At 39.3% G+C, this 20,494-nt stretch carries 21 protein-coding genes; 15 read left to right on the top strand and 6 right to left on the bottom strand.

Going from position 1 to position 20,494, the window contains the following annotated elements; genetic code table 11:
• Positions 1 to 146 precede the first annotated feature (146 nt).
• The 4 genes from I6F50_RS02740 to I6F50_RS02725 all read left to right on the top strand — a co-directional run bounded on the left by I6F50_RS02740 (position 147) and on the right by I6F50_RS02725 (position 1,917).
• Positions 147 to 623: a GreA/GreB family elongation factor gene (locus I6F50_RS02740; RefSeq protein WP_007582643.1), complete on the top strand. Its 477-nt coding sequence runs from the start codon at positions 147 to 149 to the stop codon at positions 621 to 623.
• A gap of 323 nt (positions 624 to 946) precedes the next feature.
• Positions 947 to 1,204, top strand: a complete 258-nt coding sequence (locus tag I6F50_RS02735; protein WP_010555056.1) for a type II toxin-antitoxin system Phd/YefM family antitoxin — start codon at positions 947 to 949, stop codon at positions 1,202 to 1,204.
• On the top strand, positions 1,192 to 1,509 hold the full coding sequence (locus I6F50_RS02730; RefSeq protein ID WP_024592928.1) for a type II toxin-antitoxin system RelE/ParE family toxin: 318 nt from the start codon (positions 1,192 to 1,194) through the stop codon (positions 1,507 to 1,509). The genes I6F50_RS02735 and I6F50_RS02730 overlap by 13 nt, the downstream gene beginning before the upstream one ends.
• A 198-nt stretch (positions 1,510 to 1,707) precedes the next feature.
• Complete coding sequence (locus I6F50_RS02725; protein WP_007582647.1) at positions 1,708 to 1,917, top strand: zinc ribbon domain-containing protein; 210 nt, start codon at positions 1,708 to 1,710, stop codon at positions 1,915 to 1,917.
• Positions 1,918 to 2,190: 273 nt separating this feature from the next.
• Here the strand turns inward: I6F50_RS02725 and I6F50_RS02720 are convergent, their stop codons facing one another.
• Positions 2,191 to 2,529: a zinc ribbon domain-containing protein YjdM gene (locus tag I6F50_RS02720; RefSeq protein ID WP_197175253.1), complete on the bottom strand. Its 339-nt coding sequence runs from the start codon at positions 2,527 to 2,529 to the stop codon at positions 2,191 to 2,193.
• Between the two features lie 297 nt (positions 2,530 to 2,826).
• On the opposite strand from I6F50_RS02720, the gene I6F50_RS02715 reads away from it, so the two are divergent.
• The 3 genes from I6F50_RS02715 to I6F50_RS02705 are packed head-to-tail and all read left to right on the top strand — an operon-like array spanning position 2,827 to position 5,859.
• Complete coding sequence (locus tag I6F50_RS02715) at positions 2,827 to 4,221, top strand: RimK family protein (protein WP_197175251.1); 1,395 nt, start codon at positions 2,827 to 2,829, stop codon at positions 4,219 to 4,221.
• A gap of 4 nt (positions 4,222 to 4,225) precedes the next feature.
• On the top strand, positions 4,226 to 5,338 hold the full coding sequence (locus I6F50_RS02710) for a GNAT family N-acetyltransferase/peptidase C39 family protein (protein ID WP_197175249.1): 1,113 nt from the start codon (positions 4,226 to 4,228) through the stop codon (positions 5,336 to 5,338).
• Between the two features lie 8 nt (positions 5,339 to 5,346).
• Positions 5,347 to 5,859, top strand: coding sequence for an MgtC/SapB family protein (locus I6F50_RS02705; protein ID WP_002960746.1), 513 nt, complete (start codon positions 5,347 to 5,349; stop codon positions 5,857 to 5,859).
• 16 nt (positions 5,860 to 5,875) lie between these two features.
• Here I6F50_RS02705 and I6F50_RS02700 read toward each other — a convergent pair whose 3' ends face one another.
• Both I6F50_RS02700 and I6F50_RS02695 read right to left on the bottom strand, forming a co-directional pair.
• Entirely contained in the window at positions 5,876 to 7,102 is a 1,227-nt protein-coding gene (locus I6F50_RS02700; RefSeq protein ID WP_197175248.1) for an EAL domain-containing protein, read from the bottom strand.
• 88 nt (positions 7,103 to 7,190) lie between these two features.
• Complete coding sequence (locus tag I6F50_RS02695) at positions 7,191 to 8,201, bottom strand: GlxA family transcriptional regulator (protein ID WP_101217300.1); 1,011 nt, start codon at positions 8,199 to 8,201, stop codon at positions 7,191 to 7,193.
• A 125-nt stretch (positions 8,202 to 8,326) separates the two neighbouring features.
• On the opposite strand from I6F50_RS02695, the gene I6F50_RS02690 reads away from it, so the two are divergent.
• Together I6F50_RS02690 and I6F50_RS02685 are read left to right on the top strand one after the other, a co-directional pair.
• Complete coding sequence (locus I6F50_RS02690) at positions 8,327 to 10,234, top strand: beta-ketoacyl synthase (RefSeq protein ID WP_165727434.1); 1,908 nt, start codon at positions 8,327 to 8,329, stop codon at positions 10,232 to 10,234.
• 180 nt (positions 10,235 to 10,414) lie between these two features.
• Positions 10,415 to 11,440, top strand: a complete 1,026-nt coding sequence (locus I6F50_RS02685; RefSeq protein ID WP_165742269.1) for an energy transducer TonB — start codon at positions 10,415 to 10,417, stop codon at positions 11,438 to 11,440.
• A gap of 107 nt (positions 11,441 to 11,547) precedes the next feature.
• Here the strand turns inward: I6F50_RS02685 and I6F50_RS02680 are convergent, their stop codons facing one another.
• A complete protein-coding gene (locus I6F50_RS02680) occupies positions 11,548 to 11,964 on the bottom strand; it encodes an MgtC/SapB family protein (RefSeq protein ID WP_024590122.1) in 417 nt (138 codons plus the stop codon).
• A 213-nt stretch (positions 11,965 to 12,177) separates the two neighbouring features.
• Between I6F50_RS02680 and I6F50_RS02675 the strand changes: the two genes are divergently transcribed.
• The gene (locus I6F50_RS02675; RefSeq protein ID WP_331458694.1) at positions 12,178 to 13,695 is read left to right on the top strand and encodes a BCCT family transporter; all 1,518 of its coding nucleotides are present in this window, start codon (positions 12,178 to 12,180) and stop codon (positions 13,693 to 13,695) included.
• 72 nt (positions 13,696 to 13,767) lie between these two features.
• The gene (locus I6F50_RS02670; protein WP_165727437.1) at positions 13,768 to 14,106 is read left to right on the top strand and encodes a hypothetical protein; all 339 of its coding nucleotides are present in this window, start codon (positions 13,768 to 13,770) and stop codon (positions 14,104 to 14,106) included.
• On the opposite strand, the gene fghA is transcribed toward I6F50_RS02670, so the two are convergent.
• Both fghA and I6F50_RS02660 read right to left on the bottom strand, forming a co-directional pair.
• Positions 14,060 to 14,902 carry an S-formylglutathione hydrolase gene (gene fghA / locus I6F50_RS02665; protein WP_197119184.1) on the bottom strand — a complete coding sequence of 281 codons (843 nt, stop codon included), beginning with the start codon at positions 14,900 to 14,902 and terminating at the stop codon, positions 14,060 to 14,062. The two genes, I6F50_RS02670 and fghA, sit on opposite strands and share 47 nt — an antisense overlap.
• A 72-nt stretch (positions 14,903 to 14,974) precedes the next feature.
• Positions 14,975 to 16,096: an S-(hydroxymethyl)glutathione dehydrogenase/class III alcohol dehydrogenase gene (locus I6F50_RS02660; RefSeq protein ID WP_007375333.1), complete on the bottom strand. Its 1,122-nt coding sequence runs from the start codon at positions 16,094 to 16,096 to the stop codon at positions 14,975 to 14,977.
• Between the two features lie 134 nt (positions 16,097 to 16,230).
• Between I6F50_RS02660 and I6F50_RS02655 the strand changes: the two genes are divergently transcribed.
• The 4 genes from I6F50_RS02655 to I6F50_RS02640 all read left to right on the top strand — a co-directional run bounded on the left by I6F50_RS02655 (position 16,231) and on the right by I6F50_RS02640 (position 20,393).
• Positions 16,231 to 17,103 (top strand): LysR family transcriptional regulator, encoded by an 873-nt coding sequence (locus tag I6F50_RS02655; RefSeq protein WP_197175247.1) that lies wholly within the window; start codon positions 16,231 to 16,233, stop codon positions 17,101 to 17,103.
• A 147-nt stretch (positions 17,104 to 17,250) separates the two neighbouring features.
• The gene (locus tag I6F50_RS02650; RefSeq protein ID WP_197175246.1) at positions 17,251 to 18,468 is read left to right on the top strand and encodes a lipoprotein-releasing ABC transporter permease subunit; all 1,218 of its coding nucleotides are present in this window, start codon (positions 17,251 to 17,253) and stop codon (positions 18,466 to 18,468) included.
• A complete protein-coding gene (gene lolD, locus I6F50_RS02645; RefSeq protein WP_165727441.1) occupies positions 18,461 to 19,159 on the top strand; it encodes a lipoprotein-releasing ABC transporter ATP-binding protein LolD in 699 nt (232 codons plus the stop codon). Before I6F50_RS02650 ends, lolD begins: the two co-directional genes overlap by 8 nt.
• A complete protein-coding gene (locus tag I6F50_RS02640; protein ID WP_197175245.1) occupies positions 19,149 to 20,393 on the top strand; it encodes a lipoprotein-releasing ABC transporter permease subunit in 1,245 nt (414 codons plus the stop codon). Before lolD ends, I6F50_RS02640 begins: the two co-directional genes overlap by 11 nt.
• Positions 20,394 to 20,494 lie beyond the last annotated feature (101 nt).

The following is a 20,494-nucleotide window of genomic DNA, read 5'->3' as shown; positions in this document are numbered from 1 at the left end:
ACCAACGGCTCTTTGTTAGTTTAATGCAAATTTAAGCCCCACTAGTATTCCCACCAAGCTTGCGGGGTTTAAAACAATGGTTTTAAGCCCCGCAAAAATGTTAAACTAGCTGCCTTATTTTTACAGCCTGTATTGTACTAATCCCCATGAATAAAACCCACGTTATCGAACATCTTCGCTTTGCGCTAGAAGCGCAGCTTACAACAGCAAAAGTAGCGGCAAAAACTGCGCACGACACCGCCACACATGAAGAAAATATAGCCGAAAATAAATACGATACTCTAGGGCTCGAAGCCGCTTATTTAGCACAAGGCCAAGCCCAGCGCGTAAACGATTGCTATAAAAGCATAGAATTGTTTGAGCCTGCATTTAACGAAAAACCAACCGACAAAATAGCTATCGGTTCGCTGGTGTGTTTAGAAGATGATAACGCAGCCCAAAAATGGTTTTATTTAGGCCCTGCAGCTGGTGGTTTAACAGTAAACGTTAAACAGCACGCAATTGCTGTTGTAACACCCGGCGCACCAATGGGTAAGCAGTTACTAAATAAACAGATTGATGATGAAATTACGTTAACAATTGCAGGTAAAGCCCACGAATATGTGGTGGTAGAGATTTTATAAAGCTTTGGTTTTTAAGAGAAGCGTTTGCTGGCAGAGCCATACCAACGTAATAATCGCTTATTTATATTCATAAATTAATTGTCGGATGGTATGGCTCCGCCATTTATCCAACCTACAGCTATGTTTTTATAGCGTAACGTGGTGTTTATTTCAATTTCTACAAAGGCATATTATGAGAAGTACCTAATAGTTTAAAAATGAGCAGGGTTGACGTTAGGTGCTCCCTTTTTAATTGATTTTAGTGGTTATACAGCCTCGTTAGTTGTATTTCCCAAGTTGGCTACTCGGTGCTACTATAGTGATACATTTGTTTGGGGATTATTATGAGAGTAGAACTAGTAACAACATTGAAGCGTCAAGCAACGAAGATATTATCTGAACTTCATTCCTCTAAAGAACCTGTGTTGATAACTGAACATGGACAACCATCTGCATACTTAGTAGATGTTGATGATTATGAATTTATGCAAAAGCGTATGCAAATTCTTGAGTCTCTTGCAAAAGGAGAGCAGGCAATAAGTCGTGGTGAAACTATGTCGAATGTTGAAGCTAAAGATAAAATGAATAAATGGCTGAAATAATTTGGACTAATCCAGCTTTGGATGATCTTAACGATATCGCTGAATATATCGCATTAAGCAATTTGCAGTCAGCGAAAAAATTGGTTTCCAAAATATTTGAAAAAGTTGAACGTCTCGAACTCTTTCCTGAATCAGGTAAAAAACCAATTGAGTTAGCTAACCTAAATTATCTTGAACTGGTCGTGAATCCTTGTCGTATATTTTACAAAAAAGATAACGATAAAGTATATATTTTGCACGTAATGAGACAAGAGCGAGACTTACGAAAATTTTTGTTGTTAACGCAATATACAGCTAACAAGTAGGTAATCCCTGAGTGAAATTAGTATGACCCCCATACTAATTATTATAAAAAGCAATTATTAAAAAGCCATCCAAACATCTATCAAAATTCCAACTTAACCAATATAAGAACTAAATTATAGTTTGTTTATTAAAAAAATTGCTACACACGTTCCTTAAGTGTTTAATATACCGTACATAAATAATATGGAGGTTGAAATATGAGACATAACAATTGGTCTTGCTCTAAGTGTAATAATAACGAATTTGATACCGGTGAAATAAGAGTTTCGGGTGGCTTTTGGTCAAGAATTTTTGATGTTCAAAATAAAAAGTACACCGCTGTGACATGCAGTCGATGTAGTTTTACTGAATTTTATAAAGGTTCATCATCAACACTTGGTAACGTATTTGATTTCTTTACTGGGTAATCAAAGCTTAAAAAGCACTTTAACTGAAATGTAAACTGATCAGTTCAAGAGATACCTCCTCATTAAGGTGAGGAGGTTAAATGCTTAAACACACCTAAGCGATAATTCGCCTTATTAAATGTAGGTGGACCTTTAGATATACACCAACTAATAGCAGTTAAACAAAATCTATTACACGCACTAATAATAAGCTTCAATAACAGACCATAAGGCTTGGATGAATTTATTTTTATGATTTTTCATCTAACATCCTTATATTTTAAATATCTAATTTTAGGTAGCTTTTTTCACAAACTTTGCTGTTACCATCATTTCGCCAATGCCTTCTACTTTACAATCAAGTTCGTGATCTTTTTTATCAAGTACTCTTCTAACTACCGCTTTGGTGCCAATTTTAATTACTTGCGAGCTGCCTTTAATTTTTAAATCTTTGGCTACTGTCACTTTGTCACCATCATTTAGCAAAGTGCCATTGGCATCTTTAACTAAAATTGCGTCTTCATCGCTTGTATTATTTGGGTTCCACTCATGGGCGCACTCGGGGCAAATAAGCAGTTGTTGGTCTTCGTAAACATATTCACATTGGCATTTTGGGCAAGCAGGCAGCGACATTTTTAACTCTCATAAGGTATTGTTTTGCGTATTTTAATCTGCGTTATTAGTTAATCAATATTTTTTATCTTCACGCTAAAAATATCTCGTTTGTGCGTTTTTAAAAAAGGGTATATAAAGCACATGTCGCTTAAGCAATTTAAGCGCTAACTCGTACAGTAGGTACCTGTTAAAGCACCCATCGTATTAAGTGATTTGCAACAATGCTCCACTTAGTACGATGGGTGTTTCTATTTATAATGCTTAGTAATGTTACTTAAGCATGCTTTTTATATTTTGACTTAACTAGGAAAAGTCGTGTTTAAAACCTTAATTGTGGTTGATAACAACGAGCAAACGCTTGCTCAATCGTTCGAAAATGTAATTACGTTTAATACCTACTTACGTGATTACCCAAAACAAAATGAACCAAAAACACGCATTATTAATCTGTGCGACTCAAGCCAATACTTGAGCAAAGGTTACTACTGCTCGTTACTTGCTGAGGCGCGCAAGCACCAAGTTTTGCCAAGTGTAAAAACAATAAACGCACTTCGTAGTGGCCAAGCCCCTATGTTAAATGTGGGCCAAATAGACGGCACACTTTACTTTGGTAATGCACTAAACGATTTACAATCAAAAGCAGCAAAGTCGGTATTTAAACAATACCCAGCGCCTATTTTATTTGTTGATGAGCAAGGCTTATTACAACAAGGTTCGTTGTCGTCTTTAAATGAGCAGCAGTACAGCGACTTTGTTGCCAAGCTAGATAACTTTACTAAAACACAATGGCGCATTGGCTCAGTGCAACGTCGTTTTAGATGGGACATGGCAATACTTGTTGATCATAACGAAAAAGTACCGCCGAGCGATAAAGACGCCATTGCACGCTTTATTAAAGCCGCTGCTAAACACGGCATTAATGCACAAGCATTAAGCTTTGACGAAATTGATAATATTGCTCAGTTTGATGCGTTATTTATTCGCCAAACTACAGCGATTGACCACCCAACGTATCGCCTTGCGAGCAAAGCGCAAAGCCTTGGTTTAGTGGTTATTGACGATGCTGAGTCTATTTTACGTTGTTGTAATAAAGTGTATTTACACGATGCATTTAATTATCAAAAAGTGCCAAGTTTAAAAACGGTTGTAGTCGCTGATCAATCAAGTGAAACGCTTGCTCAATTAGAAGACGCGTTTACGTATCCGCTTGTTTTAAAAATGCCTGAAGGGTCTTTCTCAAAAGGTGTTTATAAAGTGTCAAACCGTGATGAGCTTGAAGCTAAGCTTACAGAGCTGTTTGAATTTAGCGCATTAGTGCTCGCGCAAGAGTACATGTATACCGAATACGATTGGCGAGTGGGTGTGTTAAATGGCCGTGCTATTTATGCATGTCGTTATTTAATGGCGCGTAACCATTGGCAAATTTATAACCACGACGCTAAACGGTTTTTCTCTGGTGGCTTTGAAACATTGCCAACCTTTGAGTTACCAAAAGCCGTGTTAGATGCAGCATTAAAAGCGTGTAAAACGGTAGGTAGGGGTTTATATGGCGTAGATGTTAAAGAGCATCAAGGCAAAGCATACGTGCTTGAAGTAAACGACAACCCAAGTATTGATCACAAGGTAGAAGACGGCTATTTAGGCGACGAACTTTACATGATCATTATGGATGAATTTAAACAACGTTTAGAAGCGCGAGGCCGTGGCTAATAACATGAGCAAGCTTGTTATTCGAAAAGCTATTGGTAGTGATTTAACTGCACTGATTGACGTTGAAAGCGCCTGCTTTAATAACGATAAATTGAGCCCACGTAGTTTAAAACGCTGGCTAAGTGCCAAACACGGTATTTTGCTCGTTGCAGAGTGTGGCGAGCAAATATGCGGCTATGGGCTAGTGTGGTGCCATAAAGGCACACGTTTAGCGCGTTTATATTCGCTTGCTGTACTACCCACAATGCAAGGTAAGGGCATTGCAAAAGCGCTGCTTACTAGCCTTGAAAAAGAAACGTGTGAGCGGGCTCGTATTTACCTTCGCTTAGAGGTAGCTGTAAATAACGAAAGTGCAATTGGGCTTTATAAAAGCCTAGGTTACAGGGTGTTTGGTCAATACAGCGATTATTACGACGATCACAGTGACGCACTACGGATGCAAAAAAACATTCGGCAAACGAGTGAGTTAAAGGTGGCGCGTTTAACGCCGTGGTATCAGCAAACTACCGAGTTTACGTGCGGGCCTGCTGCGCTATTAATGGCTATGGGTGCACTTAAGCCAACTACAGAGCTTACTCAATCACATGAGTTAGCACTTTGGCGTGAAGGTACCACTATTTTTATGACATCGGGTCATGGTGGTTGCCATCCGTTTGGTTTGGCACTTGCCGCTAACAAGCGGGGTTTTAAAAGCGAGGTAATGGTTAATACCACAGAGCCTTTGTTTTTAGATGGCGTACGTAACGAGAACAAAAAAGTGGTACTTGCCACAGTGCATCAGCAATTTGTAGATGGTATAGCGCAAGCAAATATACCGCTTACGTATAAAGATGTAGAGCTTGAACATATTGAGCAGTGGTTAAGTAAAGGCTTTAGTGTGCTGTTATTAATTAGTACATACAGCTTTGATGGTAAAAAATCGCCACATTGGGTGTGTGTTACGCACCTTGATGAGCATTGCGTGTATGTTCACGACCCGTTTTGTGAGCCCGGTAACGACAAACAACTCGCAATAGATTGCCAATATGTGCCTATTGCACGAAGTGATTTTAGTAAAATGTCAGCATTTGGTAGCCAACGTTTACGAACGGCGGTGGCTATAGCTAATAAAATATAAGGTTAACAGTGACTTTTTTAGATTTAATTGATGTAGCCCCGTATTCGTGGGCGGCAATTGGTACTGCGGCTTTTTGCGGTGCCATTATTGGTATAGAGCGCCAGTTGCGCGGCAAGCCTGTCGGTATTCGTACCTCTGCGTTAATAACCTTGGGTACGTATTTGTTTTTATCCACTGCGTTTAATTTACAAGGGGATGTAATAGATCATTCTCGTGTAGTTGGGCAAATAATTACAGGTATTGGTTTTTTAGGCGCAGGCGTTATGCTCGCAAAAGATGGTGCGGTAGTGGGCGTAACCTCTGCTGCAACCATTTGGGTGCTAGCATCAATAGGCGTTATGATAGCGACTGAAAACTTAGGCGCTGCTATAAAGCTCTCGGTACTGGTGGTGGGTATTTTATATGGTGTAGACGTGCTTGAGGCTAAATTTAAAAGCTTAAGTAAAGGCGTTCACACTAAAGTAAAAAATTATCAAAAGCGCTACTATCGAAAAGAGTTTAACGAGTCAGAGCGCCACTAAAAGTGGCGTTTTTTAATTAGAGCGTAACTGTTTGATATTGAATGGCATCTTCAAGCGGAGCTGGGCGCCCAATAAAATAGCCTTGCACGTTATCAACGCCTAGCTTTCTCAGTGTGCTTAATTCTTCTTGATTTTCTATCCCCTCTGCAACTATTGAGCAATTAATTGCTTTGGCAAATCCGCATAGTGCTTTAGCTAATAAAAACTTTCTACGGTCTGTGTTTATATTTTGAGTGAGGCTTATGTCTAACTTAATGATATCTGCCTCTAATTCTAAAATATGCTGAAAAGATGAAAATCCAGCACCTACATCATCGATAGCTAGCTTTACACCCCGGTTTCTTAATGGTCGAAGTGCGGTTCTCATAGCTTGGTAGTCTAAAATAGGTGAATGTTCAGTCACTTCTAAAATTATTCTATTACAATCGATGCTTTGTAATACTTTGTCTATTGAGCCTGATAAAATATGCTGAGGTGAAGTATTTATAGTGATATAAGCTTTTTCATCAAATTGATCTAAGTAACGTAATGTATTTTGTATAGCAAGTATTTCTAATGCTTCTCCTAAACCCAGTTTTTCAGCATCTTTAAACCAAATATCAGGTGTTTTATAGGGTTCAATAAAAAAGCGTGACAGAGACTCATAACCCGAAAGTTGATTGGTTGATAAATTAAATATGGACTGAAAATAAATCGTAATATCGTTTGTTTTTATAATATTTTCAATAAGCGACTTTGACTCATTATTTAAAATGTCAGATTGAACCTTTTTTTCGATTAACTCAGTAGCTATTTCAGAAATCAGCCTAAGAAATGACAAATCTCTGTCGTTCAAGGTATTGTCTAATACGGTTTTATAACAGCAAAAAGTTCCATAAATTTTCCCGGTGGATAAGATAATGGGTACACCAATATAAGAGCCAATATTTAGCTTTTCTGTGACTGGCATGTTGCGGGTTATTGGATGCTCAAGAGTATTAGGGATTATTTGTTCTAGCTCGTTATCGGATATTTTTTTACAGTAAGTTTCGCAAATTGGATCTGAATTACCTTCTGATACGCAGGTATTTGTAGTTTGATTATCTACCACTTTAAAAACGCGATCAGTATTGGTGAATTCTGAAATAAACGCGACTTCCATACTCAAATGTTTTCGTACAAGTGAAAGTAACTTTAATAACTTTGATTCAATAGAAGCATCGCTTTGTGGATCAAAAAGGTGCTTACTAAGTTTATCTCTCATGCAGTTACCTTGGTATAGCGTAAATTATATTATTGATAAGAGTATAATTTATGTATAAAAAAATGCCAATTTAGAGTGTCGTCCCTGGTTATCCAAATAACTTTCGTCTAACTACTTTTCTATAACCACTAGGCGTTTGGCTTAATACTTTTTTAAACACGCGTGTTAAATGACCTTGGTCGTTATATCCCACTTCTAAAGCCACTTCTTGAATTGATAAATTTGATGATGCTAATAACTCCTTCGCACCCTCTACGCGTAATTGTTGCCAATACTCAATAGGGCTTTGATTAGTGGCGGCTCTAAAACGGCGGGTAAAAGTACGGTAGCTCAAGCTAAATTGGGCAGCGACTTCTTGCAGGTTTAACTCGGTGGCTAAATTTGTTTTTAGCCAAAACTGAATTTGCGCAATTAGCTCGTCGGGATGACGGTCAACTGCACCTTCTAAGTAGCGTTGATCTTCGTAGGGTTTACGTATTTCGTGCGAAAAGTTTCGCTCTACATGTTGAGCGGCGGCTTTTCCATAGTACTGACTAATAATATGTACGATCACATCTGCAAGGGCATTAAGGCTTGCTACGGTGTACATGCGTTCTGACTGGGTTATAAAAAAGTCGGGTTTTAAACGCACTAACGGGTAGTCGTGGCTAAATTGATTGGCGTAGTGCCAATGGGTTGTAGCAGGGTGCCCATCAAGTAAGCCAGCCTCAGCTACTAAGCAGTTGCCAGTGCCTACACCAATTATATGGCTGCCTGCGCTAAAGCTCTCGCTTAGCCAATCAACTACGCCTTGATTTGTACGCACTACAGGGCGCGGGTTTCGCCAAATTCCGGGCACTATAATTAAATCACTGTAGGGGGCGTTAGTTGTTATGCAATCAGGAATTATCGCAAGGCCTGCGCGAGTGGGTATAAATTCAGCATTTTTAGCCACTAAATTTATAGCAAGCGGTCTAAAGCTTTGCTTATCAAGATGGCCTTTAGCAAAGGCCTCGCCGGCTCTTAACATCTCGATAGGCAGCGTTAAACTGGTAACTAATAAATGCGGATATACCGCTATAGCAATGTTTAGTGGTGGATTAGTGTTTTTTTCAGTCATATAAATGCTCCGACCAGTATATTTTGGCCTTTTGTGCTGAATATTTGGCTATTAAAGCACAATGCATAGTGCATAATCCATTTAAACTGCCTGTTCTTCTAATAACACGTTTTTAAAGGTAAATTATGACAGCATTACCCGTTATAGTAGGCATGGGTGGCATTAACGCCGCTGGCCGTACTTCTTTTCATCAAGGTTATCGCCGTATCGTGTTAGATAGTTTAAATGCTCAAGATCGCAGTGAAACATTCTTAGGCCTCGCCACACTGATGAATCTAGTAAGCGTTGTAAACGGCCAATTACAAGATACACAAGGTAATAATGTTGAGCAAAGCGACATAGAAGCACGCTTTGGTGAGCAAATTATTGCTGGTACGCTTATTCGTAAAATTGAAAAAGAACACTTTGATGCAGATGCCACACCGTGGCAGCAAAAAATGACGCTAAACGCATCAAGCGATAACGCAATTGTGTTTGAAACGCGCGCTCGCGACTTACCTACACCTGTTCCAGCTAGCTGGCAAGTTGAAGAACTTGAAGGCAAAAAAGTAAAAGTAACTATTGCAGCCGACTTAGATGTTAAGCATGACTCAACACGTGATAACCCGATTAAATCTGCAGGGCAATTTCCGACTGGGTTTGATCCGTCTGTTATGTATAACAGCCGCTATCAGCCTCGTGGTCTGCAAGCTACTATTTTTGCAGCTACCGATGCTATTAAATCAACAGGGCTTGATTGGCAGCATATTATGAATAGCGTAGAGCCAGATAAAATTGGTACCTATTCAGCATCGGTAATTGGCCAAATGGACGACAAAGGCCTAGGCGGTTTAGTAAAGGCGCGCCAACAAGGCGACCGTGTTAGTACTAAGCAGTTAGCACTGGGTTTAAATACAATGTCGACCGACTTTATTAACGCGTATGTTACGGGCAATGTAGGTACTACGTTTTCGACCTCGGGCGCCTGTGCTACGTTTTTATACAACTTACGTGCAGCGGTTAACGACATACAGGCAGGGCGTACACGCGTTGCGGTTGTCGCAAGTGTTGAGTGTGCTATTACACCAGAAGTGATTGAAGGCTTTGGTAACATGAGCGCACTTGCAAATGTTGAAGGTTTGCGCCGTTTAGATAACTTATCAAGTGATGAAGAACCAGATTATCGCAAAAGTAGCCGCCCATTTGGCGACAACTGCGGCTTTACATTAGGTGAAGGCGCACAAGTTGCTATTTTAATGGACGATGCCTTAGCCCTTGAACTAGGCGCTGACATTATGGGCTGCGTACCGGATGTATTTGTAAATGCAGATGGCATAAAAAAATCAATCACGTCACCTGGTCCTGGTAACTATATTACCATGGCTAAATCGGCTGCTTTAGCAACGAGCCTTTTAGGCAAAGAAGCTTTGCAAGAACGTAGCTTTATTTTAGCGCATGGCTCAAGTACACCACTAAACCGCGTAACAGAGTCGCTGATATATCACAAAGTGGCACAAACGTTCGCTATTGATAATTGGAAAGTGACAGCGCCAAAAGCCTATGTTGGTCATACTATAGCTCCTGCAAGTGGCGACCAATTAGCGATAGCTTTAGGTGTATTTAGCCATAATATTATGCCGGGTATTACCACAATTGATAAAGTGGCTGATGATGTTTACACCGATCATCTTGATATTCGTAATAGCCATTACGAATGCGCCGATATGGATATTGCTTTTATAAATTCAAAAGGCTTTGGCGGTAACAATGCAACAGCTACCGTACTTTCACCAAAAGTAACAATGCAAATGCTCGCTAAGCGCCATGGCGATGAAGTTATGAGTAGTTACGCGCAGAAAAACGTGGCAATTAAAGCCGCGCAACAAACGTATCAAGCTCAAGCCGATTTAGGCCAGTACGAACTTATTTACCGCTTTGGCGACGGACTTATTGACGACAACGATATTGTAATAGACGAGCAAAGTATTCAGTTACCTGGCTTTGAAAAAGCAATTACGTTTAGCACAACAAATTCCTATCAAGATATGTTTTAAGCACACATACTTGTTAGCAAGGCGCTTTTTAAGCGCCTTTTTTAATGCCTCAAATATATTTACTATTAAGTTTTTTCTAAGTAAAGCTCATTAAATGAACTAATCTTTTGTGTTTACACTTGCTTTTATGTTGATCGTTTGTTTCTATTATATAAACACTATCTAGGATGGATAAAACTGATGAAAAAACTCATATTAGCGCTTTCTTTAACTTGTACTTTTACTCAACTCTCTGTTTTTGCTGACGACTTTATTCCTGCAGAAGTAATTAATAAAAACTACGATCAGCTCACTAATACTTCTTCGCGCGCTTCGAGGTTAGAGGGGATTAATTTGAGCAGTTACTTGGTTGATAAAAGCGGGCAGGTTAGTGATATAGAAATTGTAGCTACGGTTGGGCAAAAAAAGTACCAAAGAGAAGTAATGGATTACGTGTCTAAGCTCAACTACAAAAGTGCAAAATTAAATGGTGAGACTATACCTGTAGCAAAAACCATTACTGTAAGTTCGCAAAATTTACATATTAATTTTTCAAACGATAAAGCGTCTCGCGGCTTTTTTAATGATTATGAGCAAGCTAGTAAATTAATCGACGAAAAGAAATACGATGAAGCTAAAAGCCGTATCGATGAATTAGAAAATGAACATACAAAAAATACGGTTGAGATTGTTTTGCTTGCATGGCTTAAAAGCCAGCACAGTTATTTTGTGCAAGACTGGAAGAGCTTTGATCAGCATATCTACGAAGCGTTTTTATTTAGAGCTAATCTACCGGATCAAATTCAAAAACGTGTGATTAAAAACGCTTTACAGTGGTTTATATCAAAACAAGATTATGTACGTGCTTATGATGCAATAGATGCACTAGGCAATATTGAATCCATAACCTTTACAGAGCAAAACAAGGAACAGTTGTTAACTCAAGTGAACGATATTTATAAAAACTCGGGAGATATTAAGCAACAATTTAGTTTAGCTTCAGAACAAGCTGTAATGCCTATGATGTCGAAGTCTGAAGTTAAATTAGAATCAGAATTACCACTGAGCAAAGTGCAACTTAGATGCGAAAACAAAGTCGTTGACTATGACACTAATACAATTGATAAAATTGTTATTTCGAAAAATGATTTGCGTTGTGGATTATTAATAAAAAGCGCTCAAGCACAAACAATTACACTTAAGCAAAGCGGTGAAAGCTTTTTATAAAAATTGTAACTCCCCACATATAAATTATGGGGAGTTATTGCATTAATAAGTTTTGGCTATTCAAATAATGCATTGGAATTTTGCTGCAATACTTATTAAAAAAACTGTTACTTAAACTTTTTTACATACCTAAGCGTTATAAAATTAATAATGGCAAGTAAAATGGCTATTTCGTAACGGCTGTACGCTACAGCTATACCAATTAAGCCCATATTCCAAATACTGGCTGCGGTTGCTGTGCCGGAGGTTGATTTGTTATTTTTCAAAATTGCGCCACCGCCAATAAAACCAATACCAGTAATGATGCCTTGCAACATTTTTGATTGAGCTTCTGCGCCATCTAAAACCGACATAGCAATTAATGCATACCCACACGATGCAACAGCAACAAGAGGAAAGGTACGAAGGCCTGCGCCATCATTACTACGCTCTCTGTCGTAAGCCATGGGTAGTGCAAGTAGGTATGCAATACCTAAGTGTATTAAGTTATCGATGATTTCATTCCACTGTAAATCAATTTCCATTATTGAGCCTGTGCTGGTTAACTTTGTTAATAATAAGCAAACAGCAAGCCATAGAATAAATGACTATTAATCAATTAGTTATTGTTAATACCTGTATTTAACAAGAATTATTGAGGAAACTTTTACATGTTTTTATTACTATTTTACGCAATAGTTAATTTGATCTGAGTTTTAAAGCCCCGTATTCTTTTATCCAGACTAAAAGACACCTATGTGAATCTCTTGCCTTTAAATAAAACATTAAGCACACCCACTAAGCTTGAAAAAACAGCCTTACTATTTTGCGTTGGGTTATCTGTTATTGCTTTTTTATTTCCTGAATTACTCACAGAGCACTTACAACCCGCTATTAATAAAATTTTAGGTTATTTAGGCTCGCCATTTTTTATATTGGTAAACTTGTTACTTTTTTCTGTGATAGCTATTGCTATAAGCCCATTAGGGCAACGAAAAATAGGAGGAGCGCAAGCACTTGTTGAGTTTAGTACCTTTGGTTGGCTTTCTATGTTGTTTGCAGCAGGAATGGGCTCAGGACTTATATTTTGGGGAGTAGCAGAGCCTGCACTACACACGGTTAATTCGCCTTTAAAGCAAAGCTTGTATCCTAACAATCAAACAAGTGGTTTGGCACTTACCTTAGTTAATTGGGGCGCGCATGCATGGGCGCTCTATGCAGTATTTGGCTTGTTATTAGGTGGGCTTACTCGCAATAGTGGTAAAGCGGGCGATATTAGTGCTCCTGTGATCAGTGCAACTAAAGGCGTTATTAATCGGGCTTGGCAGTTACAGTTGAGCTTTAGCATTAAATTAATTGCCATACTTGCAATATTTTTTGGTGTCGTGGGCACAATTGCTAATTCAACTTTATTACTGCGTAAAGGGCTCGAGCTTGAGCTAGGGGTTGAATCGGCTTTATTTTCGGGGTTTATTATAATTTTTCTAATTGCGCTGCTTTATACCATTTCTGCAAAGTTGGGGCTTAAAAAAGGAATTCAAACTCTAAGTAAGTTTAATGTGTTTTTAGCATTTTCACTTATAGCATGGCTATTAATTTTTGTGCCTATAAAGCCAATTATAGACATAGCTGTAGGAGGAACATTGGATTACATTCAGCTCATAACCACAGGTACATGGCAGTTTGAAAGCGTACTTAATGACCCCGCATGGGCAACAGGTTGGACATACAATTACTATTTTTGGTGGTTAGCTTGGGGCCCGTTCGTTGGTGTGTTTTTGGCAAAAATTAGCCAAGGACGGCCGGTTTGGCAATACATTTTAGGTGTTGTATTTGTACCAACTTTTGTGACAATTATTTGGTTTAGTGTGTTTTCGGGCTCTGCAATTGCGTGGGATCAAACGCACAATGCAGGCATTTTAGTGGCTATTAAAGCCGATTATACGCAAGGGCTGTTTGTATTTTTTGAGCAATTAGGGTGGCAAGGCGGTTTATTAATTTGGTCAAGTTTATTACTGTTACTCATTTTTGTAGCCACATCAGCAGACTCTGCTGTTTTGGTTATTCGCCAATTAAGTGGTGCAAGTGAAGTTCAAACATGGAGCTTGTATGCTTGGTCGTTTGCACTAGGTTTATGCGCTTTTGTTTTGCTAGTACAAAATAATGAACCATTAAACAGAAGCGTTGCTATTATTGGAGCGCTTCCTTTTTTGGTTATTTTTATTTTACAGCTGGTGGGTTTTATTAAAGAGTTCATACGTGAATTTAAGCACTAAGGCTTACATTTTTTTACAATGCTATTTTTAAAATTGTATATAATTTAGGTAATTATATTGGTGGGGTTAATAATGCGTACTTTATTGATTATTCTATTTACAAATGTATTAATTGGTTGCGCTGCTGCGGGTATAATTTTAGATGGGGCAGCGCGCTCTCAACCTGGCCCAGTAAATGCGGGGCCTGTTGTAAAAGATAAAGAGGGCTTTAGCTTTACTAAACTCGGTGTTGAAGCCGATATGGCTATAGTTGAATTTATTAAAGGTAAGGGCAATAACAATACGGTACAAGTATGCAGGCAAGTGAGTAAAGTATTGAAAGAGTGTGTAGAGTTAGAAAAGTCATCCCTACACACTAATGAGCCTATGCAGTTAAAAACTGATGATGAAATAATAAGTGTTGGTCAATAAAACTGCTTATAAAAAAGTAACTATGATCATAGCCTGCTTGCATTTCAAGTGTAAGCGGATAGCCTTTTTTATCAGCAATAGCGACTAAGCTTTCTGGCTTAAGTTGCTCTTGTAAAAAGCCATCAGCATCACCTTGACTCACTAACATGGGTAAGTAATGAGCTTGCTCTGCGTTTTTCATCAACTCGCAGCTATCATATTGTGCCCAAAGCGCTTTATCATTTCCTAAATAACCAGTAAATGCTTTTACACCCCAAGGGGATTCAATCGGATTTACAATAGGGCTAAAAGCCGAGGCACTTACAAACGCAGTCGGGTTTTTAAGTGCAGCCATTAATGCACCGTGTCCGCCCATAGAGTGACCACTAATTGCTTTTGTGCTTGTTATTGGAAAATGTTGTTCAATAAGTGCTGGTAATTCACTAACAACATAATCGTACATATTAAAATGGGTGTTGTAAGGAGCTTGCGTGGCATTTACGTAAAAGCCTGCGCCTTGTGCAAAGTCGTAGCTGTCTTCATTAGGTACGTTCTCGCCACGCGGGCTAGTGTCTGGCGCTACAATAGCAATACCCAGCTCTGCTGCTTTTTTAAATGCACCGGCTTTTTGCATAAAATTTTCGTCTGTACAGGTTAAACCCGATAACCAATAAAGTACCGGTACTTTGTTTGTCTCACTTGCGCCAGGTGGTAAAAATACGGCAAAGCGCATAGTGCTATGTGTACTTTGCGAGCTGTGAGTATATTGTTTATGCCAACCGCCAGACACTTTTACACTTGAGATATTTTCTAACATACTTAATCCTTAAAAGCCGTAAACTTAAAAGTATTACGGCTTATTAATAAGCTATTTTACGAATGCAGTTTATTAGTAATGAATGACTGTACGAATACTTTTGCCTTCGTGCATTAAATCAAACGCTTCATTAATATCTTCAAGGCCCATTGTGTGAGTAATAAAGTCGCTAAGAGCAAATTCACCCGCCATGTAACGCTCAACAATTTCAGGAAGTTGTGAACGGCCCTTAACACCACCAAATGCACTACCACGCCATACACGCCCAGTTACTAGTTGAAACGGGCGGGTTGATATTTCTTGGCCTGCACCCGCCACCCCAATAATTACTGACTCTCCCCAACCTTTGTGGCAACACTCAAGCGCTGAGCGCATTACGTCAACATTACCGATACATTCAAACGAGTAGTCAACGCCGCCGTCTGTCATTTCAACAATAACTTCTTGAATTGGCTTGTCGAAATCTTTTGGGTTAATTAAATCAGTTGCACCTAGTTTTGTAGCTAAATCGAATTTAGTGGTGTTTATATCAACACCAATAATACGACCCGCACCGGCCATTTTTGCGCCAATAATCGCAGACAAACCAATACCGCCTAAGCCAAATATAGCAACAGTGTCGCCAGGCTTTACTTTAGCTGTGTTGGTAACTGCGCCCATGCCTGTTGTTACACCACAGCCGAGTAAGCAAATCTCTTCTAGTGATGCTTCTTTATTTACTTTAGCGAGTGAGATTTCTGGCAATACAGTGTACTCAGAGAACGTTGATGTCCCCATGTAGTGATAAATTGGTTGGCCATCTTTAAAAAAGCGTGTAGTGCCGTCTGGCATTAGGCCTTTACCTTGTGTTTCGCGCACGGCTGAACACAGGTTAGTTTTACCTGAAGTACACATTTTACATACGCCACATTCTGCAGTGTATAAAGGAATAACATGATCCCCAACTTCAACACTCGTTACGCCTTCGCCAACAGCATAGACAACACCAGCGCCTTCGTGACCTAAAATAGCAGGAAATATGCCTTCAGGATCTTGGCCTGATAATGTAAATGCATCGGTATGACACACACCTGTAGCGGTAATTTTTACCATTACTTCGCCTTTTTTAGGCATCATCACATCAACTTCTTCAACACTAAGTGGTTGATTAGGACCCCAAGCAATGGCAGCTTTTGATTTAATAAATTCAGACATGTGTTTTATTTCCTTTAACTGGCTATTAAAAAATAATTGTAGACCCAATTTGCTTGGGTGATGTGCTTATTGTATTTGTTTCTCAAATAATGATAATCTCAATTTTATTAAAACACTTTTACAGTATGGTAATAATGGCGCGTTGGGATGGAATAGATGAGTTTATAGCTGTAGGGGAGGAGGGCAGCTTTACTGCGGCTGCAAAAATGCTTGGGCTTTCGGTTGCGCATATTAGCCGCCATGTTACGGCGCTTGAGAAACGTTTAAATACCCAGCTTTTAACCCGTACTACTCGTAAAGTGGTTTTAACTAAAGAAGGCGAAGTGTATTTACATCAAATAAAGCACTTACAACATGCTATGGATGAGGCAACTCAAGGTCTTGCCACGCACCAAACTACACCAAAGGGTAAAATTAAGCTCACAGCCCCTGTTATGTATGGGGAAACGTTCATTATGCCTATAGTGCATAATTTTATGAAGGATCATCCCGAGGTAGAAGTTGTTGCCACACTAAGTAACGAGCAAGAAAACTTATTAGAGGGCGGATTTGATTTAGCAATAAGGCTTGGGCACTTAAAAGATTCGAGCTTAAAAGCGCGTAGGTTAAGTGCGCGGCGGTTTATTATGTGCGCGGCACCACAGTATTTAGCGCGATTTGGTGAGCCGCATACTTTAGGCGAGCTAAACAGCCATGAATGTTTAATTGGGAATAGTAGCTACTGGCGCGTAAACGAAAATGGGCGCGATAAACACATTAAAATAGCGGGGCGGCTACAGTGTAATAGTGGTTGGGCGCTGGTGGATGGCGCAAAAAAGGGGCTCGGTATTGTACAGCTCCCAGACTACTACATTGAAAACGAAATTAACTCAGGGCAATTGGTGCCTATTTTAACACCCTATCAACCACAGCAAGAAGGGGTATGGGGCGTATATCCACCAAGGCAGTTTGTGGCCACTAATGTACGGGTATTGCTCGATTATTTAGTTAAAGGGCTGAAAACTTAACCGCGAATTAATGGTTAAATACATATTGCTGTAAATATAGCCAAGTATCAGATTTTTAAATTATTTCTTACATTTTACGCCATACCCAAAGGCACTTTTTTCGTGCTACTATTGCTCAATACTTTTACGATAAGTGTTAAAAATAATATGTTTCAACCGGTTAGCTTATTTATAGGGCTTAGATATAGTCGCTCCTCTAAAGGAAATGCGTTTATATCGTTTATTTCGTTTTTTTCTATTGCCGGTATCGCTATTGGTTTAATGGCATTATTTACGGTAAGCAGTGTAATGAACGGGTTTGAAAATAGCCTAAAAACCAATATGCTTGGACTTATTCCACATGTTGAAGTTAGCGCAGGTAAAAACACTGCCACCCAAATGAACACCCTTAAAACCGACCTCGAACAATCTCCTTATGTTGATCATGTAAGCTTATATCGCCACGGCGAAGCTATTGTGCAAACAAATAAAGACTTGCACGGCGTTTTATTACAAGGCCTTTATAACGACAGCGGTTCTTTGTATAAAATTACCGGTAAAATAGTGCAAGGCGATTGGAAAACTGTATTAAACAAAAATTACAACATTGCTATAAGCCGTTATTTGAGTCGTAAATTAGGCGTTAGCGTGGGTGATAAGCTTCGCGTTATTATGCCTAATGCTTCAACGTATACACCTCTTGGGCGAGTACCCAGCCAGCGTTTATTTAAAGTTGCCGCAATATACGAAACCGGATCTGAGATAGATATGGCACTTGCGTTTACGAGTGGCGCTTCGCTACAACGGGTATTAAAGCTGGATAAAAACACCGCCCCAAATTTAAGTGTTTCATTGCACGAACCTTTCGAACTAGATGAATTTATTGAAGCAAGCCAACGTATTTTAAAAGATCACAATTACAGTGATTGGCGCAGTACCCAAGGTACTCTATTTGCAGCCGTTGCTATGGAAAAGCGCATTATGTCTATGTTGCTTGCCCTCATTGTATTGGTGGCTGTATTTAATATTGTATCGGCATTAACCATGATGGTAAGCGAAAAACAAGGTGAAGTAGCCATACTACAAACGTTAGGTTTAACACCTTCGCAAGTGCAAAAAGTGTTTATGGTGCAAGGCCTATATAACGGCGTAATTGGTACTGCAATAGGCGCATTTTTAGGTGTAATATTTAGTTTATATATAAATGAGCTACTTGCATTAGTGGGCTTAAACTTATTGGCGGGTATAGAGCTTCCGGTAAAATTTGATATTTTGAGTTTAGTAATAATAGCGTTTGCCAGTATTGCTATGAGCTTTTTAGCTACCTTATATCCTGCGCGTAAAGCCGCAAAAGTAAAACCAGCAGAGGTATTACGTTATGAATGATTTAGTAATTAGTTGTGAAAATTTAAGTAAGGTTTATCAAGATGGCAGCAACCAAGTTGAAGTATTAAAAGGCGTTGATTTAGCGCTTCAGCAAGGTGAAATGCTCGCTATTGTGGGGAGTTCAGGCTCTGGTAAAAGTACGCTTTTACACATACTTGGTACATTAGATACCGCAAGTTCGGGTAGCGCTAAAATCAAAAACCAAGAAGTTGCCAAGCTTTCGCGAACAGAGCAAGCCGCATTTAGAAACCAAAACTTAGGGTTTATCTATCAATTTCATCATTTATTAATGGAGTTTAGCGCGGTAGAAAACGTAGCTATGCCATTATTAATTAAAGGCTTAAGTGCAAAAGAGGCTAAAGTACAAGCGCTCGATATGCTCGAAAAAGTAGGCCTTGCACATCGCAGCTCGCATAAACCGTCTGCGCTTTCTGGTGGAGAGCGCCAACGCGTGGCAATAGCCCGTGCACTGGTTACTAAACCTGCGCTTGTGCTTGCTGATGAACCAACCGGTAATTTAGATAAACAAAATGCGATTAAAATTTACGATTTAATTAATGAGCTTAACCAAAGCTTAAACACCAGTTTTGTGGTAGTTACACACGATTTAGAACTTGCCGATAAGCTAGGCAAAATAGCTTATTTAGACGATGGAAAACTAGCTATTAAAGAGTCGCAGCATGTTGCTTAGTGCATTTTTAAGTAAACGTTTTAGAGCCTATTCAGGCCACAAAGATGAAAAAAACGGCTTTGTTAGTTTTATCGCTAAAGCGTCGACTATTGGTATTTTATTAGGTGTCGCGGTTTTAATTGTGGCGCTGTCGGTAATTAATGGTTTTGAGCAGCAACTAGTACATAGATTGCTAAGTGTTGTGCCGCAGGTTGAATATGTAGCACCAAGTAGACCCATTGCAAATTGGTCGCAAAAAGTTGAGGATTTACAAACACAACCGCATGTAACAGGGGCTGCGCCATTTATTGCAGTGAATGGGATGGCGCAATATAAAAGCCAGCTAAAAGCGATAGAAATTCGAGGTGTTGAGCCATCGCTCGAGAGTAATGTATCGGCGGTAAACCAGTTTACCAGTGGTAAATTAGTGAGTCAGTTAGCCCTTGACGATGTAATTTTAGGTAAGCAAATAGTAAAACAGTTAGATGCAAAAGTAGGCGACAACATTACGTTACTTATTCCGCAAATAGGCCAAAAAGGTCAGTCATTATTAGCGCCTAAACGCGTAACACTTAACCTTGCAGGTGTTATAGAAATGGGCGGCCCCATTGATAGTACCGCTGCGTTTATACATCTTAATAAAGCGCAGCAAACATTGGGTTACGATGAAACTCAAGTAACAGGGCTGCGGTTAAGTGTTGATGATGTGTTTTCGGCGCACCAAATAGCGCTAAAAGTGGGCCAAACTATTGACGACTACGTGTATGTTTCCAGTTGGTTTAGAACCCAAGGCAGCCTTTATCAAGATATTCAAATGGTACGTACCATTGTTTATATTGTGGTGTTTTTAATTATAGCGGTAGCCAGTTTTAATATTGTGTCCTCCTTGGTAATGGAAGTACGCGAAAAACAAGGCAATATCGCAATTTTAAAAACCATGGGCGCGAAAGACAGTACTATTTTAGCCACCTTTGTAATGCAAGGCTTAATGCAAGCATTTGTAGGCGTGGCACTAGGAACACTAATTGGTGTGGTATTAGCGCTTAATATAAGTGAGCTTTTTACGTGGATAAGCCAATTATTTGGAGCCAATCCACTTGAGGGCGTTTATTTTATAGAGTTTTTACCAAGTAAATTAGTACTTGAAGACATTGGTATTACAGTGATTGTTACGTTTGTGCTTGCGATACTTGCCACTATTTATCCTGCATGGCAAGCAACGCGCGTAGATCCTGCCAAGGTGCTTGGTAACTAGGTATAAGAAGCTCAGATAAAAATTAATAGGGTGGTATTAGTAAACCTGTTAAACTAGGTGCTTATTTAAAATTAAGCAATAACTGCTTGGTTGCTATACCT

This window comes from Pseudoalteromonas sp. NZS127_1 (genome assembly GCF_015864295.1).
GTDB lineage: Bacteria > Pseudomonadota > Gammaproteobacteria > Enterobacterales > Alteromonadaceae > Pseudoalteromonas > Pseudoalteromonas arctica.
The sequence above is the reverse complement of the archived record's forward strand: the minus strand, read 5'-3'. Positions and strand labels throughout refer to the sequence as shown.

Bases quoted from the DNA above. Each gene is read 5' to 3' on its own strand.
- I6F50_RS02740 (WP_007582643.1), top strand. From the start codon at position 147: ATGAATAAAACCCACGTTATCGAACATCTTCGCTTTGCGCTAGAAGCG.
- I6F50_RS02735 (WP_010555056.1), top strand. From the start codon at position 947: ATGAGAGTAGAACTAGTAACAACATTGAAGCGTCAAGCAACGAAGATA.
- I6F50_RS02730 (WP_024592928.1), top strand. From the start codon at position 1,192: ATGGCTGAAATAATTTGGACTAATCCAGCTTTGGATGATCTTAACGAT.
- I6F50_RS02725 (WP_007582647.1), top strand. From the start codon at position 1,708: ATGAGACATAACAATTGGTCTTGCTCTAAGTGTAATAATAACGAATTT.
- I6F50_RS02720 (WP_197175253.1), bottom strand. From the start codon at position 2,529: ATGTCGCTGCCTGCTTGCCCAAAATGCCAATGTGAATATGTTTACGAA.
- I6F50_RS02710 (WP_197175249.1), top strand. From the start codon at position 4,226: ATGAGCAAGCTTGTTATTCGAAAAGCTATTGGTAGTGATTTAACTGCA.
- I6F50_RS02700 (WP_197175248.1), bottom strand. From the start codon at position 7,102: ATGAGAGATAAACTTAGTAAGCACCTTTTTGATCCACAAAGCGATGCT.
- I6F50_RS02695 (WP_101217300.1), bottom strand. From the start codon at position 8,201: ATGACTGAAAAAAACACTAATCCACCACTAAACATTGCTATAGCGGTA.
- I6F50_RS02690 (WP_165727434.1), top strand. From the start codon at position 8,327: ATGACAGCATTACCCGTTATAGTAGGCATGGGTGGCATTAACGCCGCT.
- I6F50_RS02685 (WP_165742269.1), top strand. From the start codon at position 10,415: ATGAAAAAACTCATATTAGCGCTTTCTTTAACTTGTACTTTTACTCAA.
- I6F50_RS02680 (WP_024590122.1), bottom strand. From the start codon at position 11,964: ATGGAAATTGATTTACAGTGGAATGAAATCATCGATAACTTAATACAC.
- I6F50_RS02670 (WP_165727437.1), top strand. From the start codon at position 13,768: ATGCGTACTTTATTGATTATTCTATTTACAAATGTATTAATTGGTTGC.
- fghA (WP_197119184.1), bottom strand. From the start codon at position 14,902: ATGTTAGAAAATATCTCAAGTGTAAAAGTGTCTGGCGGTTGGCATAAA.
- I6F50_RS02660 (WP_007375333.1), bottom strand. From the start codon at position 16,096: ATGTCTGAATTTATTAAATCAAAAGCTGCCATTGCTTGGGGTCCTAAT.
- I6F50_RS02655 (WP_197175247.1), top strand. From the start codon at position 16,231: ATGGCGCGTTGGGATGGAATAGATGAGTTTATAGCTGTAGGGGAGGAG.
- I6F50_RS02650 (WP_197175246.1), top strand. From the start codon at position 17,251: ATGTTTCAACCGGTTAGCTTATTTATAGGGCTTAGATATAGTCGCTCC.
- lolD (WP_165727441.1), top strand. From the start codon at position 18,461: ATGAATGATTTAGTAATTAGTTGTGAAAATTTAAGTAAGGTTTATCAA.
- I6F50_RS02640 (WP_197175245.1), top strand. From the start codon at position 19,149: ATGTTGCTTAGTGCATTTTTAAGTAAACGTTTTAGAGCCTATTCAGGC.